15 protein-coding genes are annotated in these 15,803 nt (G+C 55.9%); 10 read left to right on the forward strand and 5 right to left on the reverse strand.

The annotated features are described in order from the left end of the window. Positions 1 to 8: 8 nt before the first annotated feature. On the forward strand, positions 9 to 893 hold the full coding sequence (locus PSES9_RS0113330) for a ChaN family lipoprotein (RefSeq protein WP_010487660.1): 885 nt from the start codon (positions 9 to 11) through the stop codon (positions 891 to 893). Between the two features lie 549 nt (positions 894 to 1,442). Here PSES9_RS0113330 and PSES9_RS0113335 read toward each other — a convergent pair. From PSES9_RS0113335 to PSES9_RS0113345, 3 genes are all read right to left on the reverse strand, one after another. Beyond that, complete coding sequence (locus PSES9_RS0113335) at positions 1,443 to 2,240, reverse strand: Crp/Fnr family transcriptional regulator (protein WP_010487662.1); 798 nt, start codon at positions 2,238 to 2,240, stop codon at positions 1,443 to 1,445. Positions 2,241 to 2,345: 105 nt separating this feature from the next. After that, positions 2,346 to 2,618, reverse strand: a complete 273-nt coding sequence (locus PSES9_RS0113340) for a TfoX/Sxy family protein (RefSeq protein WP_010487664.1) — start codon at positions 2,616 to 2,618, stop codon at positions 2,346 to 2,348. A gap of 249 nt (positions 2,619 to 2,867) precedes the next feature. Then, positions 2,868 to 4,430 carry a bifunctional aminoglycoside phosphotransferase/ATP-binding protein gene (locus PSES9_RS0113345; protein WP_010487666.1) on the reverse strand — a complete coding sequence of 521 codons (1,563 nt, stop codon included), beginning with the start codon at positions 4,428 to 4,430 and terminating at the stop codon, positions 2,868 to 2,870. A 118-nt stretch (positions 4,431 to 4,548) separates the two neighbouring features. On the opposite strand from PSES9_RS0113345, the gene mrcB reads away from it, so the two are divergent. Genes mrcB through PSES9_RS0113360 form a run of 3 tightly spaced genes read left to right on the forward strand, consistent with a single transcriptional unit; the run spans position 4,549 to position 7,923 of the window. Beyond that, complete coding sequence (gene mrcB / locus PSES9_RS0113350) at positions 4,549 to 6,867, forward strand: penicillin-binding protein 1B (RefSeq protein WP_010487669.1); 2,319 nt, start codon at positions 4,549 to 4,551, stop codon at positions 6,865 to 6,867. Between the two features lie 16 nt (positions 6,868 to 6,883). Beyond that, a complete protein-coding gene (locus PSES9_RS0113355; protein ID WP_010487670.1) occupies positions 6,884 to 7,594 on the forward strand; it encodes a tetratricopeptide repeat protein in 711 nt (236 codons plus the stop codon). After that, positions 7,594 to 7,923: a YqcC family protein gene (locus PSES9_RS0113360; RefSeq protein ID WP_010487672.1), complete on the forward strand. Its 330-nt coding sequence runs from the start codon at positions 7,594 to 7,596 to the stop codon at positions 7,921 to 7,923. The genes PSES9_RS0113355 and PSES9_RS0113360 overlap by 1 nt, the downstream gene beginning before the upstream one ends. A gap of 39 nt (positions 7,924 to 7,962) precedes the next feature. Here the strand turns inward: PSES9_RS0113360 and PSES9_RS0113365 are convergent, their stop codons facing one another. After that, positions 7,963 to 8,403 (reverse strand): DUF4124 domain-containing protein, encoded by a 441-nt coding sequence (locus PSES9_RS0113365; RefSeq protein ID WP_010487674.1) that lies wholly within the window; start codon positions 8,401 to 8,403, stop codon positions 7,963 to 7,965. A gap of 406 nt (positions 8,404 to 8,809) precedes the next feature. On the opposite strand from PSES9_RS0113365, the gene PSES9_RS0113370 reads away from it, so the two are divergent. Together PSES9_RS0113370 and ilvN are read left to right on the forward strand one after the other, a co-directional pair. Continuing rightward, complete coding sequence (locus PSES9_RS0113370; RefSeq protein ID WP_010487676.1) at positions 8,810 to 10,534, forward strand: acetolactate synthase 3 large subunit; 1,725 nt, start codon at positions 8,810 to 8,812, stop codon at positions 10,532 to 10,534. A gap of 2 nt (positions 10,535 to 10,536) precedes the next feature. Next, entirely contained in the window at positions 10,537 to 11,028 is a 492-nt protein-coding gene (gene ilvN / locus PSES9_RS0113375; RefSeq protein WP_010487678.1) for an acetolactate synthase small subunit, read from the forward strand. Positions 11,029 to 11,082: 54 nt separating this feature from the next. Here ilvN and ilvY read toward each other — a convergent pair whose 3' ends face one another. After that, a complete protein-coding gene (ilvY, locus tag PSES9_RS0113380; protein ID WP_010487680.1) occupies positions 11,083 to 11,964 on the reverse strand; it encodes an HTH-type transcriptional activator IlvY in 882 nt (293 codons plus the stop codon). A 125-nt stretch (positions 11,965 to 12,089) separates the two neighbouring features. On the opposite strand from ilvY, the gene ilvC reads away from it, so the two are divergent. From ilvC to msrQ, 4 genes are all read left to right on the forward strand, one after another. Continuing rightward, entirely contained in the window at positions 12,090 to 13,106 is a 1,017-nt protein-coding gene (gene ilvC / locus PSES9_RS0113385) for a ketol-acid reductoisomerase (protein WP_010487682.1), read from the forward strand. A gap of 156 nt (positions 13,107 to 13,262) precedes the next feature. After that, entirely contained in the window at positions 13,263 to 14,078 is an 816-nt protein-coding gene (pssA, locus tag PSES9_RS0113390; protein WP_010487684.1) for a CDP-diacylglycerol--serine O-phosphatidyltransferase, read from the forward strand. A gap of 62 nt (positions 14,079 to 14,140) precedes the next feature. Continuing rightward, positions 14,141 to 15,154, forward strand: a complete 1,014-nt coding sequence (gene msrP, locus PSES9_RS0113395) for a protein-methionine-sulfoxide reductase catalytic subunit MsrP (RefSeq protein ID WP_010487686.1) — start codon at positions 14,141 to 14,143, stop codon at positions 15,152 to 15,154. Further along, entirely contained in the window at positions 15,154 to 15,777 is a 624-nt protein-coding gene (msrQ, locus tag PSES9_RS0113400) for a protein-methionine-sulfoxide reductase heme-binding subunit MsrQ (protein ID WP_010487687.1), read from the forward strand. The genes msrP and msrQ overlap by 1 nt, the downstream gene beginning before the upstream one ends. Positions 15,778 to 15,803 lie beyond the last annotated feature (26 nt).

The raw sequence follows: 15,803 nt of genomic DNA on the forward strand, positions 1-15,803 counted from the left end.
GACCTGGTATGCGATTGGGGCTATTGATCTGTATCGGCCTGCTTGCCGGTTGTCAGGCTGCATTGGCACCGCTGCCTGACTGGCAAAGTCCACAAGGGCGAGACGCCAGCAACCTGGGGCAGATCGAGGATCTGCGCAGTGGACGGACATTGACCGCGAGCGAACTGGTTGAGCGGCTCTCGGGCGTCGACCAGGTGCTGGTTGGCGAGCAGCATGATAATCCCGACCATCACGCATTGGAGTTGTGGCTATTGCGTGCTCTCGCCAGTCAACGTAAGCAGGGCAGCGTCCTCATGGAAATGCTCACCAGCGGCCAGCAACAGGCGGTTGATCAAGCACAAGCTGCTTCAGGTGAGGGCCAGCCAATAGCGGACTTGCCCAAAGCCCTGGGTTGGCAGGACGGCTGGGACTGGTCCATGTACGGGCCCATTGTGCGTTATGCATTGGCGCAACCTGCGCCTGTGCTGGCCGCCAACCTGAACCGCGACGAGATGATGCAGATCTACCGCAAGCAGCCGCAACTCAGTGGCTCGGCTTCAAGCTCTGCCGCAGTGCGGGAGCCATTGCTTGAGCAAATCCGCGAGTCCCATTGCGGCTTGCTTCCCGACAGCCAGTTGCCAGCCATGCTGGCGGTGCAACAGCAGCGTGACCGGCGCATGGCCGTGGGCCTGCAACAGGCAGATAAACCGACGATCTTGCTGGCCGGAGCCTTCCATGCACGCCGCGACCTGGGCGTGCCTGTGCATTTGCGTGACTTGGGCGATACCGCGACCAGCGCAGTACTGATTTTCAGTGAAGTGGGTAAAGCGGTTAGCGCCGAACAGGCGGATTACGTCTGGTATACCGCTGCGGTCGAGGATAAGGACTATTGTGCTGAAATGCGTAAGCGCTAGCATGGAGATCCGCATGTAGGGTGCGACAACGCGAAGCTTGCCCACCAGGCAATCATTCCCTGATCAGGCTCCGTTTGATGGCTTAACGGCTAGCCTGATGCGGGCGCTTTTTCCCTGGTAAAAAAAGACCCGGCAAAAGTGCCGGGTCAATAACCGTGATTAGCCTGATGAGGAGATAATCTGAAGAGTCCGACTGAGGAACTCCTGAGCTTATCAGCTGATCTCGCGACCAGATGCTTGAATAATAACAATTCTCATTATCAAGTCAACAGTCTGGGCAAATTAATTTCAAAGGCCTTTGCGCAGGCAAAAAAAGACCCGGCAAAGTGCCGGGTCAATAACCGTGATTAGCCTGATGAGGAGATAAGCTGGAGAGTCCGACTGAAGGCCTCTAGAGCGTATCGGCTGATCTCGCGACCAGTTGAGTTAATAATAACAATTCTCATTATCATGTCAATTGTCGCAATCAGTTTTTTGGGCGTGGGTGTTTTTGCATGTTCCAGATGCAGCAAAGCCGGCGCTTGGCCGGCTTTGCTTTAGCCTGAAAGACTAGGCTTCGTTGCTTAAGCGCAGCTGGGTGACTTCTTTATTAAGCAGGTCGATGCGCCTGGCCATGTTTTCTATCAGGCTGTGGGCAATGCGCGGGTTACTTTGCATCAGGCTGAGGAACTGGTCTTTGGGAATCAGCATGACGGTGCAGGCTTCAGATGCAATAACCGTGGCGCTGCGTGGTTCGTGAGTGAAGACAGCCATGGCACCGAATATCTCGTCTTTCTGCACATCCCCCACTTTTTGCCCGTCAACAAAGGCCTCGGCATGGCCTTCGATAATCACGAATACATGTTCGGCTTCGTCGCCCTGGTGAATCAGTTCTTCGCCGGCGGCAAAATGCTGGAAGCCGGTAGAGGGGCGAATTTCCGGCTGCTTCAAGCGCGCCAGGGCATCTGACAGCAGTGCGGTGTGGCCGATCAGGTATTGGATCAGCAAGTCCTGGCGACTCGGGTCGGCATGGATGTGCTTGAAGGCTTCGCTGCGTGAATAGGGGATCAGGCTCAGGGGTTCATCGCAGCTATAGCGGCAGCTTGGCAGGTCTAGGCCTTGGCGCAGGCCGAGGAGATCGCCTTCTTGCAGGTAGAACAGGGGGCGTTCATCTACCAGTGCGTGAAGCAAGCCATTTTCAATGACAAATAGTGTGTTGTCGGGTAGATGCTCACTCAAGTCATCGCTTTGTTCCACATGGATGATCTCGCCTGAGGGGGCCAAACCTTCGAGCAATTGACTGGGAATACTCTGCAGTCGGTTGATCAACTGGTCGGCGTAAGCGGGTTGCTCCCCGAGTAGATACATAATGTGATTCCTTGAACTGGCTTGGCAGGCATAAACGCACGAACATCCCTCCGACAATATGCTGGGCAGCCGTTTTGGTAAATCACTCTTGGCGGAGGTTGTGAGCTAGCTCTTATTGCGCGAGCTTCCTGCGTCTAGTTGGCCATTTAATTTGGCTTTGTGGTCCTCTGGCAGTTCGTTCCAGTAGACGTCCAGCAGTGCACCCTCGATTGAGTAAAGCAACACTTTGGACGCCCTGAAACCCCGTGCCTTTACCGCCCGGTATGCACTGACTGCACCGAGCCTGCGCAAGTCATTGGCGCTGTGGATACCCGAGGCATGTAGCCATTGGGCAGACGTTTTCCCCAAGTTTTTCAAGTGTTGCAGCTCGTCGTTCATTGAGCCTCCATGGCGCCGCCCATGTGCGATTAGCAGCTATCGCCTTTGTGTACTTGAACGAAAGTGTAGCGGCACACTGAGAAATGTGTGGCGAATTGACATCTTGGGGCTTGTGCGGGCGCGCGGCGACATCTGTCCTTTATTGGATGCCATGCAGGCGAGGGGGCAGAAGAGGTAACCGGTGTCAGGGGCAGGGGCGGTTCTGGTTGCTGCTTACCGGGGCATCTTGCCCCGGTAATCGACTGCTTGCTACAGGCCAGGCAAGCGCTGGCGGATGCGTGCAACCAAGCTGTCCAGGCTGGCACTGTCATTGGTTTCAATGCATTGCTCGTTGACCCGTTCCGTGGCGGTTAGCGCTTCACGGTTGGCCAACTGGGCTTCGATAACCTGCATAGTCGCATCGGAAGGGTCCTTGGCTTCCTGCTGGCGATGCTTGAGCCAGCCGGCAATCACCTCGGTGGGGGCGTTGCAGCTGAGAATCAAAAACGGCACGCCGGTTTGTTCTGCAACCTGCATCGCCGCCTGGCGTTGTTCCAGCTTGAGGTAGGTCGCATCAATGACGACCGGGAAGCCTGCATGCAGAGCCGCATCGGCAATCTCATGCAGGCGTCGGTAAGTGGCAATGCTGGAGTCTTGATCGTAGATACCCTGATCCTGCTGGCCTTTTTGGGCCTCGCTTTGTTCGCCAAACAGTCGTTTGCGTTCGACATCGGAGCGCAGGCGAATGGCGCCAAGCGCTTCGACCATGCGCATGGCAACCTGGCTTTTGCCAACCGCCGAGACGCCATGGGTGATGGCCAGGAAACGCGAAGGAATAGAGCTGTAGCTTTCAGCCAGCGCAGCGTATTTGCGGTACTGGCGCAAAATGACCTTGCGTTGCACCGCGCTTTGCTCTTGCCCCAGGCGGAACAGGCTGACTTTGCCGCGGACCATCGCCCTGTAGGCCTTGTAGAAGTTGAGCAGTTCGAGCGATGCGTAATCGCCGGTGTATTCAAGCCATTTGCTGACAAATCGGCGCGCAAGGCACTTGAGGCCACGGTCTTCGAGGTCCATGACCAGAAAGCCAACGTCCGCCATGACATCAGTCATGCGAAAGGGTTGGTTGAACTCAATGCAATCAAACAGGGTGACATGACCATCAAGAATGGCGATGTTGCCAAGGTGGATATCACCATGGCATTCACGAATAAAACCATCGGCTTTGCGCTTGGCCAGCAAAGGCTTGAGTCGTTCATAGCTGGTTTCAGCCCAGGCCTGTAACGCGTCGAGTTGTTCCAGGTCGGCTTTTTCCGAGAGCATTGGGCGTGCCTGCTCGAAATTCTGTAACACCGGGGTCATCACCGCTTCTGGCGTTCCCAGGTCATGATCCTGTGCAACCTGTGGGGCGCTCAGGTGAAATTGAGCTATTTTTTCGGCCAGTTCGTCGATGTGCGCCTCGCTGAGCTCGCCACGAGCCTGTACTTCGCTGAGCAACTGGTCTTGCGGGAACTGGCGCATTTTCAGCGCGTATTCAATAACAGGGCCGTCATTTGCCAGGTTGGGCGCCTCGACACTGCCGCAAACCGGTATCACTTCGAGATACAAACCTTCGGTTAGACGTTGGTTGAGGCGTAGTTCTTCGCCGCAGAAGTGCTCGCGGTCGCTCAGTTGCGTGAAGTCGAGAAAGCCAAAGTTAACCGGCTTCTTGATCTTGTAGGCGTACTCGCCAGTGAGCAAAACCCAGGAAATATGCGTCTCTATTACTTGGAAACTGCCGACCGGGTGCGGGTACAAGGCCGGGTTCTGCAGGGCTTCAATCAGGGCTTGGCTCACGGAGGGTCCTTGGTTTTAAACGACAAATAGTGGCACTCATTATGGCCTTTGAATGCCAGTCTGCAAACCGCTGGGTAGCGCCTGCTTGTGGCAGGCAAAATGCGTATAATGCCGCGCCATGACTCGACCTAAATCTTCCCGTTCCCGTTCTAAACGTCGCTCTCGCGGCACTCGTCCCTGGCTTGGCTGGGCTGTAAAGCTCGGTTTGGTTGGCTTGGTAGTGTTTGCAGGCTTTGCGGTTTACCTTGATGCAGTGGTGCAGGAGAAATTCTCCGGCAAGCGCTGGACCGTGCCCGCCAAGGTCTATGCCAGGCCTTTGGAGTTGTTCGTCGGTGAGAAACTGGCGAAAACCGATTTCCTCAAGGAGTTGGACGCGCTGGGCTATCGGCGTGAAAAATCCGTTGATGGGCCGGGTGGCGTGTCCGTCGCGGGTAACAATATCGAACTGTATTCACGCGGCTTCCAGTTCTATGAAGGTGCCGAGCCTGCGCAGCACGTGCGGGTGCGCTTCTCGGGTGACTATGTGGCCGGCCTGTCCAAGGCCAATGGTGGCAAGCTGGCGGTTGCCCGCTTGGAGCCGATGCTGATCGGCGGCTTGTATCCGGCGCATCAGGAAGACCGTGTGTTGATCAAGCTGGATCAGGTTCCGCCTTATCTGGTGGAAACCCTGGTGGCGGTTGAGGATCGCGAGTTCTTCAATCACTTTGGTGTATCGCCGAAGTCCATTGCCCGAGCGATCTGGGTCAATGCTTCCTCAGGCCAGTTACGTCAGGGCGGCAGTACGCTGACCCAGCAGTTGGTGAAAAACTTCTACCTGACCAACGAGCGCAGCCTCACGCGTAAAGCCGTAGAGGCGATGATGGCCGTGCTGCTTGAGCTGCATTACGACAAGAAAGACATCCTCGAGGCGTACCTCAACGAAGTCTTCCTCGGCCAGGATGGCAATCGCGCCGTCCATGGCTTTGGTCTGGCCAGCCAGTACTTTTTCAGCCAGCCATTGTCCGAGCTGCACCTGGAACAGGTCGCGTTGCTGGTTGGCATGGTCAAGGGCCCCACTTACTACAATCCGCGTCGCCATCCCGAGCGCGCCAAGACGCGTCGCGACATGATTCTTGACCTGCTCGCCGCCCAAGGTGTGGTAACCCCTGAGCAGGCAGCCGCAGCCAAGGCCCGGCCTTTGGGGGTGACCACGCGCGGCAACATGTCTAATGGCTCGTTCCCGGCATTCCTTGATCTGGTTAAGCGCCAGTTGCGCCAGGACTATCGCGATGAGGATTTGACCGAAGAAGGCCTGCGCATCTTTACCAGTTTCGATCCGATCATGCAGGTCAAGGCCGAGGACTCACTCAGTGAAACACTCAAGCGCCTGTCTGGACGCAAAGGGGTCGACAAGGTTGAAGCGGGCATGGTCGTAACCAACCCGGAAACTGGTGAAGTCCAGGCTTTGCTGGGTGGACGCCAGCGTAACTTTGCCGGATTCAATCGTGCGATTGATGCAGTGCGTCCCATCGGCTCGCTGGTCAAGCCCGCTGTCTACCTGACTGCTCTGGAGCGTCCAAGCCAGTACACCTTGACCAGCTTCATCAAGGATCAGGCGTTCTCGGTCAAGGGCCAGGATGGGCAGGTGTGGCGTCCGCAGAACTATGACCGCAAATCCCATGGCACCATTTATCTGTATCAGGGCCTGGTCAACTCATACAACTTGTCGACTTCCAAGCTGGGGTTGGAACTGGGTGTGCCCAATGTGCTCAAAACATTAGCGCGCCTTGGTGTCGAGCGTGAGTGGCCGGCTTACCCCTCGATGTTGCTTGGGGCAGGTTCATTGAGCCCGATGGAAGTTGCCGGCATGTACCAGACCATCGCCAATGGCGGCTTCAATACGCCATTGCGTGCTATTCGAAGCGTGTTGACTGCTGAAGGTGAGCCACTCAAGCGCTACCCATTCCAGATTCAGCAGCGCTTTGATGCCGGTTCGATTTACTTGCTGCAAAGCGCAATGCAGCGCGTGATGCGTGAAGGGACCGGACGTTCGGTTTACAGCAGGCTGCCACGTTCGCTGAACCTGGCGGGCAAGACTGGTACCAGTAACGACTCCCGTGACAGTTGGTTTGCCGGTTTCAGCCAGGATGTTCTGGCCGTTGTTTGGCTGGGCCGTGACGATAACGGCCCAACGCCGCTCACCGGCGCGACCGGGGCGTTGCAGGTGTGGACCAGCTTTATGGCTAAAGCAGATCCCTTGCCATTGGACATGCCGCAGCCTGATAACGTAGTGCAGGCATGGATAGATGCAAAGACCGGCCAAGGTTCTGATTCCAGCTGCCCGAATGCCGTGCAGATGCCGTATATTCGTGGCAGCGAGCCAGCACCAGGGCCTGGATGTGGTATTCAGGCGCCGGTTGACTCAGTCATGGACTGGGTTCGTGGCTGGATGAATTAAGGCAAGAGGGCGTAACGTGATTAAGTGGTTGATTCCAGTAATAACAGCTTCGGCAGTATTGGCAGGTTGCGCCAGTGTTCCCAATGGCTCGATTCCAGTGGTCGACGCCGGCGCTCCAGCCTCCGCCAACCGTATGGATCGTGTCGGCGGTGGCGCTGCACCGGCTAATGCTCCGCAAGCTCAGCCGCAGGACTCTGGTGTAGTGGTGATGGTGCCCGGTGCCGGGGGTGGCAACCAGCCATTGACGACTTCGCCAATTACCCCGGGGCCAATCACCACCGGCCCCATTACCAACGACTCCGCAGGCAGCAACATCTATTCGCAGCCCAGCGCGCCACAAGCGCCAACCGACAATAGCGCTACCCCATCAGGTGCGGCGGGCGGTTTATCGGCAGACGAGCAGCTGGATGGCCCGGTGCTGGCCTTGCTGACAACGGCCCAGCAGCAGCAGGGCGGTGGTGATCTGGATGGCGCAGCCTCAAGCCTGGAGCGTGCCCAGCGCATCGCGCCGCGAGAACCGCAGGTGCTTTATCGCCTGGCCGAGGTTCGCCTGGCTCAAGGTGATGCTGCACAAGCGGAACAGTTCGCGCGTCGCGGCCTGAGCTATGCCGGCGGTCGTCCTCAGTTGCAGGCGAGTCTGTGGGATCTGGTCGCCCAGGCCCGCGAAAAGCAGGGCGATCCTGCTGGCGCTGCGCAAGCCCGTGAGCGCGCCAAGGTCGCGCTGTAATGGACGCGCGCACAGTTGAAATTGCCGAACAGTTGCTGTTGATTGAGCGTGAGTTGCGCACGCAAGGTTGGTGGACCGAGTTGCCACCAAGCGATAAGGCAATGGCCAGTCCAGAGCCATTTTGCGTAGACAGCATGCCGCTTGAGCAGTGGCTGCAATGGATCTTCTTGCCGCGTATGAAAATCATGCTTGAGCAAGGTGCGCCATTGCCAGCCGTCTCTGGCATTCAGCCGATGGCAGAGCAGGTGTATGGCGTCGGGAATGCTCAGGCGCGTGTGCTGATCAAGCTGCTCGGCGAGTTTGACGAAATCCTGACCGGCACGAACTGAGTCGCGCCGGCGCTGGGTTAACCAAGAAAACTGCCAAGCTTATTGGCAGTTTTCGCTGATGGCTTTCTTGGTTTCAGCAATGCGCTGCTGGCGCTCTTCTTCGGTGATGCGTCGAACTTCACCATCAATTTCAATGCGTACCCGCGGATTGTTCTCAATTTGCGCGAGGCTGGTTCGCACGTCCGTGCAGTACTGTTTGCGCTCGGCTTCCTTGGCGGCTACTTCCTGCTTGACCTTTTTATCGATTTCGGCCTGCTCGGGGTCGGCGATGTCGTTGAAGGTTGGGGCAGGGTCTTCTACCGCGGGCTTGCCCGATGGGGTAGGCACTGCGGTATTGATTGTTGTGCTTTGCTGGCCTTGTGGCGGTTGCGCGCCAAAATGGGTCACACCCTGGGCGTCAACCCACTTATAGACCTGGCTGGCCATCGCTGTCGAGCTGATAGCAAGTAGCAGGCTGGTGGCGAGAATCATACGGCGCATGCTGTTTCCTTAGTGAAGTACTGCGAAAGCTAAGATTACTATAACCAATTATGCCCGGGCGTCATCCTGCGCCAGATCGGAGCAGAAGATTGTCGATTCATGCACAGATTGCTTGACTTAAAGGCTTCCAATCCCAACAATCCAACATTCGCTGTAGTGGAGTCAGCCGCAAGCAGGCTTTAGCTCAGTAGAGATGAGGTGCACACCCGCGCCGACCTAGCAACACCCGCAACGCGTTACCTCGCGCTGGGTGGGAAGACCCCGCAACACTTTGGGGCATTCCCAATACTTGCTCAGTTGTAGCTGACGTAGTCGGCGACCACCGTCGCTCATGCTCTGCTTAGCAGTAAAACCTATTTTAGATCGCCCCCTCTTGGGCGATTTCTGGCGTTTAGAGGTGATCAACGTGGAGCTTTTATCCGGCGCTGAAATGGTCGTGCGCTTTTTGCGTGACGAAGGCGTTAAAAATATCTATGGGTACCCGGGCGGTGCCTTGCTACATATCTATGATGCGCTGTTCAAAGAACCAGAGGTGAACCACATCCTGGTGCGCCACGAACAAGCTGCAACACACATGGCCGATGGCTACGCACGTGCTACAGGCAAGGCTGGTGTCGTGCTGGTGACTTCGGGTCCTGGTGCGACCAACGCCATTACCGGTATCGCCACTGCCTACATGGACTCCATTCCTATGGTGGTCCTGTCTGGTCAGGTGCCGAGCAGCATGGTCGGTACCGATCCCTTCCAGGAAACCGACATGATCGGTATCTCGCGTCCTATCGTGAAGCACAGCTTTATGATCAAGCACGCCTCTGAAATTCCTGAAGTGCTCAAGAAAGCCTTCTACCTGGCCGAGTCCGGGCGTCCTGGTCCTGTTGTCGTCGATATCCCGAAAGACATGACCAATCCAGCGGAGAAGTTCGAATACGTCTTCCCGAAGAAGGTCAAGCTACGCTCATACAGCCCCGCATTGCGCGGCCATTCGGGCCAGATTCGCAAGGCGGCTGAAGTCCTGCTCGCGGCCAAGCGTCCGGTAATCTATTCCGGTGGTGGCGTAATCCTGGGGCACGCAGCCGAGCCGCTGACCGAGTTGGCGCAGATGCTCAATATCCCGGTGACCAACACCTTGATGGGCCTTGGCGGCTACCCTGGCACTGATCGCCAGTTCCTTGGCATGCTTGGTATGCACGGTAGCTACACGGCAAACCTGGCCATGCACCATGCCGATGTAATCTTTGCCGTTGGCGCGCGTTTCGATGACCGGGTTATCAATGGTCCGGCCAAGTTCTGTCCTAACGCAAAGATCATCCACATCGACATCGACCCGGCTTCGATCTCCAAGACCATCAAGGCCGATGTGCCTATCGTTGGTCCGGTTGAAAGCGTGCTGACCGAAATGGTTGCAATCCTCAAGGAAATTGGCGAGAAGCCAAGTAAAGAGGCGCTTGCCAGTTGGTGGAAGCAAATTGAAGAGTGGCGTGGTGATCGTGGCGTGTTCCCTTATGACAAGGGCGACGGCAGCATTATAAAGCCGCAGACCGTAATCGAAACCCTGTGTGAAGTGACCGATGGCAATGCCTATGTCACCTCCGATGTGGGCCAGCACCAGATGTTTGCTGCGCAGTACTATCGGTTCAACAAGCCTAACCGTTGGATTAACTCCGGCGGCCTGGGCCCCATGGTTTTTGGCTTCCCGGCCGCCATGGGCGTTAAGCTGAGCTTTCCGGATGACGATGTTGCCTGCGTTACCGGTGAAGGCAGCATCCAGATGAATATCCAGGAGCTGTCGACCTGCTTGCAATACGACTTGCCAGTGAAAATCATCAACCTGAACAACGGTGCGCTGGGAATGGTGCGCCAATGGCAGGACATGAACTACAACAGCCGTCACTCGCACTCTTATATGGAGTCCTTGCCGGACTTCGTTAAGTTGGTCGAGGCCTATGGCCACGTTGGCATGCGCATTACTGACCTCAAAGACCTGAAGCCAATGATGGAGAAAGCCTTTGCGATGAAAGATCGCCTGGTTTTCCTCGATATTCAGGTTGATACCAGTGAGCACGTCTATCCGATGCATATCAAAGATGGTGCTATGCGCGACATGTGGCTGAGCAAGACGGAGCGGACTTAATCATGCGACACATTATTTCCCTGTTGCTGGAAAACGAGCCGGGTGCACTGTCCCGTGTAGTGGGGCTGTTTTCCCAGCGTAACTACAACATCGAAAGCCTGACCGTTGCGCCAACCGAAGACCCGACCCTGTCGCGCCTGACGTTGACCACTGTTGGCCACGATGATGTCATCGAGCAGATCACCAAAAACCTCAACAAGCTGGTCGAGGTGGTCAAGTTGGTTGATTTGTCTGAGAGCTCGCACATCGAGCGTGAGTTGATGCTGGTCAAGGTCAAGGCAACAGGCGCACAGCGCGCCGAGGTCAAGCGCACAACGGATATCTTCCGTGGCCAGATCGTCGATGTGACCACCAGCGTCTACACCATTCAGTTGACCGGTACCAGCGACAAGCTCGATAGCTTCATCCAGGCCATAGGCACCGCCTCGATCCTGGAAACTGTACGCAGCGGCGTTACCGGCATTGCCCGTGGCGACAAAGTACTCAGCATCTGAGTGTGCTGGATTTAAAAAACCTCGCATTTCTGCGAGGTTTTTTTTCGCCATTATTTAACGCTGGCGATTCCAGAAAGCATTGATCAACGGTTCTTTCAGGCGTTTTTCCAGGGCAAACAGGCCAATGTCGTAAGCGGTCAGCGGCGGCTGGATATCGTAGGTGCGGATGCTGGCTGTCAGTGGGCTGTTGTCGAGCACGATTTGCGGCACCACGCCGATGCCAAAACCCAGGCTTACCATGCTGACGATGGCCTCGTTACCGCTGACCTGAGCGTAGATTCGCGGTTTGATGTTATGGCTTTTAAGCCAGCGGTCTGTGCGAGTGCGCGCCAACCCCTCTTCGGAGAGAATCATAGGCACATCGCGCCAGGTGGCTGCGCTTGGGCTTTTAAGTTGCTCGTCAGTGAGTAATTGAGGGGATTGCGGGCCAATAAAGCACAACTCCGAGCGTGCAATGGACTGGAATGCAATTCCACTGGCCAGGTTGTCGGGGCGGGCGCCGATGGCAAGATCCTCAAGGCCTTGCTGGATGCGCTCCACCGCTTTTGCGGCATCACCTGTGTGCAGCTTCATTTCAATGCGCGGATAGTCCTGGCGAAAGCTGCTGAGAATGTCGTAGAGAAAGCTGTAGCTGGCGGTTACCGAGCAATACAGAGAAAGCTCGCCCTGCAGGATCAGTTGGTCTTGCTTGAAGGCTTGGCGCATGGCTTGCAAGCCGCCGATTACATCCTTGGCGTATTCGCGAAACTGCTGGCCCTCACGGGTCAGGCGCACGGAGCGGTTGTCGCGAAGAAATAGCGGGGCGCCGAGTTCGTCCTCAAGTTGCTTGATGCTGCGACTGAGGGCGGAGGGGCTGACGTGCTGCTCGCGGCTGGTTTTGCCAAAGTGCAGATTGTCCGCCAGAGACAGGAAAAGCATAAGCGCGTGGCTATCCATGGTTATTTCATATATCGGCATGTTGTGTTGCAAATATATCATTTTACGCAACGGAGACGATCACTTAAAGTGTGTTCGTCGCGGTGCTTATGCACCCATCCTTTTCGCCTAAAAGAGCCAAGAACATGAAAGTTTTCTACGATAAAGACTGTGACCTCTCCATCATCCAAGGTAAAAAAGTTGCCGTTATCGGCTACGGTTCCCAGGGCCACGCCCAGGCGTGCAACCTGAAAGATTCTGGTGTTGATGTCACTGTTGGCCTGCGTAAAGGTTCTGCAACTGTCGCCAAGGCTGAAGCCCACGGCTTGAAAGTTGCTGATGTCGCGACCGCTGTTGCCGGTGCCGACCTGGTCATGATCCTGACTCCGGACGAGTTCCAGTCGCAGCTGTACAAGAATGAAATCGAACCGAACATCAAGCAGGGCGCTACCCTGGCGTTCTCCCACGGCTTCGCGATTCACTACAATCAGGTCGTGCCACGTAGCGATCTGGACGTGATCATGATCGCGCCAAAAGCGCCTGGTCACACCGTACGTTCCGAGTTCGTCAAAGGTGGTGGTATTCCAGACCTGATCGCGGTCTACCAAGATGCTTCGGGCAACGCCAAGAATGTCGCGCTGTCTTATGCTTCGGGCGTGGGCGGCGGCCGTACCGGTATTATCGAAACCACGTTCAAGGACGAAACTGAAACCGACCTGTTCGGTGAGCAGGCTGTTCTGTGTGGCGGTTGCGTTGAGCTGGTTAAAGCGGGCTTCGAAACGCTGGTGGAAGCGGGCTACGCTCCGGAAATGGCTTACTTCGAGTGCTTGCACGAACTGAAGCTGATCGTTGACCTCATGTACGAAGGCGGTATCGCCAACATGAACTACTCGATCTCGAACAACGCCGAGTACGGTGAATATGTCACTGGTCCGGAAGTGATCAACGCCGAATCGCGCCAAGCCATGCGCAACGCTCTGAAGCGCATCCAGGACGGCGAGTACGCCAAGATGTTCATCCAGGAAGGTGCTGCAAACTATCCTTCGATGACCGCTTATCGTCGCAACAACGCTGCCCATGGCATCGAAGTTGTGGGTGAGCAGTTGCGCTCGATGATGCCGTGGATTTCCGCGAACAAGATCGTCGACAAAACTAAAAACTAAGTCCTGGCGACTTACATAAAAAACGCGGCTAATGGCCGCGTTTTTTTATGCTGCAAGTATCCATCTGGTATAAAGCGCGTCACGATTAGGCTTATATAATCTGCGCAGCGCTGTAACATAGGTGCTGAATTTTTAACCCAGTTCTAAGGTACATCCATGAGCGAACGCCCAGAAGAGCCGAGTGCGGCTCCCGACGCAGAAAGTCTTTTGCCGGTTGATGAGCACGAAGAAGAAGGCCACGACGACCAGGGCCGCAAGGTCCGTCACCGTGGTGTGTATTTGTTGCCAAACCTGTTCACCACGGCAAATCTGTTCGCGGGGTTCTACGCGATCATCAATGCCATGAACGGCAATTACTATGTTGCGGCTGCGGCGGTGTTTGTGGCCATGGTGCTGGACGGCCTCGATGGCCGAGTTGCGCGCATGACCAATACCCAGAGTGCATTCGGTGCCGAGTATGACTCGCTGTCCGATATGGTTGCCTTTGGTGTTGCACCTGCGTTGCTGGCGTTTGAATGGGCGCTGGGCAGCCTGGGCAAGGTCGGTTGGATGGTTGCCTTTATCTATGTGGCAGGTGCTGCGCTGCGTTTGGCGCGTTTCAATACCCAGATCGGGAGCACCGATAAGCGCTACTTCATCGGCCTGGCCAGTCCTGCAGCGGCTGGTGTAGTCGCTGGTACGGTATGGGCGTTTAGCGATTTTGGCATACAGGGTTCCAAGATGGCCTTTGTGGTCGCTGTCCTGGTTGCTGCCGCAGGCATGTTGATGGTCAGCAATATCAAGTATCACAGCTTCAAGGATCTGGATTTAAAGGGGCGCGTACCTTTTGTAGCTATCTTGGCCGTGGTGCTGGGGTTTGCCCTGGTCTTCAGTGATCCGCCACGTATCCTGCTGATTATCTTCCTCGCTTATGCCTTCTCGGGCCCCATTCAATATTTGTTGCAGTTACGTCGCCGCAATAGAACTGCGTGATGTAATTTCATGGGGGCTTCGTGGTCTACTGGTCATCGCTAACCTGTAGCTGCGGAGTCCTCATGTTGATCAAGGTCCCATCTGCATCCGCTTGCAAAGAGTCGGATGTAACCCCTGAAGAATTTTACCTTTCCCGCCGTGCCTTTATTGGGGGTTCTATCGCGGGTTTGGCGCTGGCTGCGGCGCCAGGTGCTGCATTTGCCCAAGATGCTTTGCGTTACCCCGATGTCCAGGCGGTTGATGGGGCTGCTTGTTTTCAACAAAAGTTGCCGACGACCCAGTGGCAGGCCGTTACCCTCAAGGGGGAAGCAATCACCCCGTTCAAGGATGCAACTCACTACAACAACTTTTATGAACTGGGCGCCGACAAGGGCGACCCTTCAGCCAATGCATCGGCGCTGAAGACCGAGCCCTGGAGTGTTGTTATCGATGGTGAAGTGGCAAAGCCTGGACGCTACGCGCTAGAAGACTTCATCAAGCCCTATGAGCTTGAAGAGCGGATCTATCGCCTGCGCTGTGTCGAGGCCTGGTCGATGGTTATTCCGTGGATGGGCTTTCCGCTCTCGGCGCTTCTTAAACAAGTGCAGCCGACCAGCAAGGCTAAGTACATTCGCTTTGAAACACTGGTTGATCGCAAGGATCTCCCGGGGCAGCAGTCGAGCTTTGGCTTGATCAACTGGCCCTATGTCGAAGGTCTGCGTCTTGATGAAGCGATGAACCCGCTGGCGATACTTGCCGTTGGTATGTACGGCCGGGTGCTGCCCAATCAGAATGGTGCGCCGCTGCGTCTGGTCGTGCCCTGGAAGTACGGCTTTAAAAGCATTAAGTCGATTGTGCGCATCGGCCTGGTCGAGAAACAGCCAAAAACCACATGGCAGTCGATTCCAGCAGATGAATACGGCTTTTATGCCAATGTTAATCCCAATGTTTATCATCCTCGTTGGTCGCAGGCGCGCGAGCGCCGACTGCCCAGTGGCCTGTTCAGCCCAAATGTGCGCGATACATTGATGTTCAACGGTTATGGGGATGAGGTTGCATCGCTATACGCGGGTATGGATCTGAGGGTTAACTACTGATGCGCTTCCCCTTATTTCGCTTGATGGTCTTTATTGTGGTCGCAGCCGTGCCGCTTTACTGGCTGTATGAAGCCTGGGCTTTCGCTCTTGGGCCCGATCCGGGCAAAACCCTGGTTGACCGGCTTGGGCTGGGTGCACTGGTGTTGCTGTTTATTACCTTGGCAATGACGCCGATGCAGAAGCTAACGGGGTGGTCTGGCTGGATAGTTACCCGTCGCCAGCTTGGTCTCTGGTGTTTTGCCTTCGTAGCGCTACATTTGACAGCCTACTGCGTGTTTATCCTGGGGCTTGATTGGGCGCAGCTTGGCGTGGAGTTAAGCAAGCGGCCCTACATTATAGTGGGGGCACTTGGCTTCATCGGTTTGCTGGCGCTTGCGTTGACATCCAACCGCTACAGCCAGCGGCGTTTAGGGCGGCGTTGGAAAAAACTGCACCGTGCTGTTTACGGCATCCTGGCGTTGGGATTGCTGCATATGCTCTGGGTGGTGCGTGCCGATCTCAAGGAGTGGAGCCTGTATGCCTTGATCGGTGCCGTCTTGATGTGTCTGCGCATCCCTGTTGTCGCTGCGGTGTTACCGCGCATTGGAACTAAAAGTGCCAATACAGTAATAAATGCGCAATAAACCCTTGACGGCAAATCTGAGGTGCC

It is taken from the genome of Pseudomonas sp. S9, assembly GCF_000222125.1.
Taxonomy (GTDB): domain Bacteria; phylum Pseudomonadota; class Gammaproteobacteria; order Pseudomonadales; family Pseudomonadaceae; genus Aquipseudomonas; species Aquipseudomonas segetis.

Excerpts from the sequence above, each read along its gene's own strand:
- PSES9_RS0113365 (WP_010487674.1), bottom strand. The coding sequence starts at position 8,403 with ATGCGCCGTATGATTCTCGCCACCAGCCTGCTACTTGCTATCAGCTCG.
- pssA (WP_010487684.1), top strand. The coding sequence starts at position 13,263 with ATGAGCGAACGCCCAGAAGAGCCGAGTGCGGCTCCCGACGCAGAAAGT.
- PSES9_RS0113360 (WP_010487672.1), top strand. The coding sequence starts at position 7,594 with ATGGACGCGCGCACAGTTGAAATTGCCGAACAGTTGCTGTTGATTGAG.
- ilvC (WP_010487682.1), top strand. The coding sequence starts at position 12,090 with ATGAAAGTTTTCTACGATAAAGACTGTGACCTCTCCATCATCCAAGGT.
- PSES9_RS0113340 (WP_010487664.1), bottom strand. The coding sequence starts at position 2,618 with ATGAACGACGAGCTGCAACACTTGAAAAACTTGGGGAAAACGTCTGCC.
- mrcB (WP_010487669.1), top strand. The coding sequence starts at position 4,549 with ATGACTCGACCTAAATCTTCCCGTTCCCGTTCTAAACGTCGCTCTCGC.
- ilvN (WP_010487678.1), top strand. The coding sequence starts at position 10,537 with ATGCGACACATTATTTCCCTGTTGCTGGAAAACGAGCCGGGTGCACTG.
- msrP (WP_010487686.1), top strand. The coding sequence starts at position 14,141 with ATGTTGATCAAGGTCCCATCTGCATCCGCTTGCAAAGAGTCGGATGTA.
- PSES9_RS0113335 (WP_010487662.1), bottom strand. The coding sequence starts at position 2,240 with ATGTATCTACTCGGGGAGCAACCCGCTTACGCCGACCAGTTGATCAAC.
- msrQ (WP_010487687.1), top strand. The coding sequence starts at position 15,154 with ATGCGCTTCCCCTTATTTCGCTTGATGGTCTTTATTGTGGTCGCAGCC.
- ilvY (WP_010487680.1), bottom strand. The coding sequence starts at position 11,964 with ATGGATAGCCACGCGCTTATGCTTTTCCTGTCTCTGGCGGACAATCTG.
- PSES9_RS0113330 (WP_010487660.1), top strand. The coding sequence starts at position 9 with ATGCGATTGGGGCTATTGATCTGTATCGGCCTGCTTGCCGGTTGTCAG.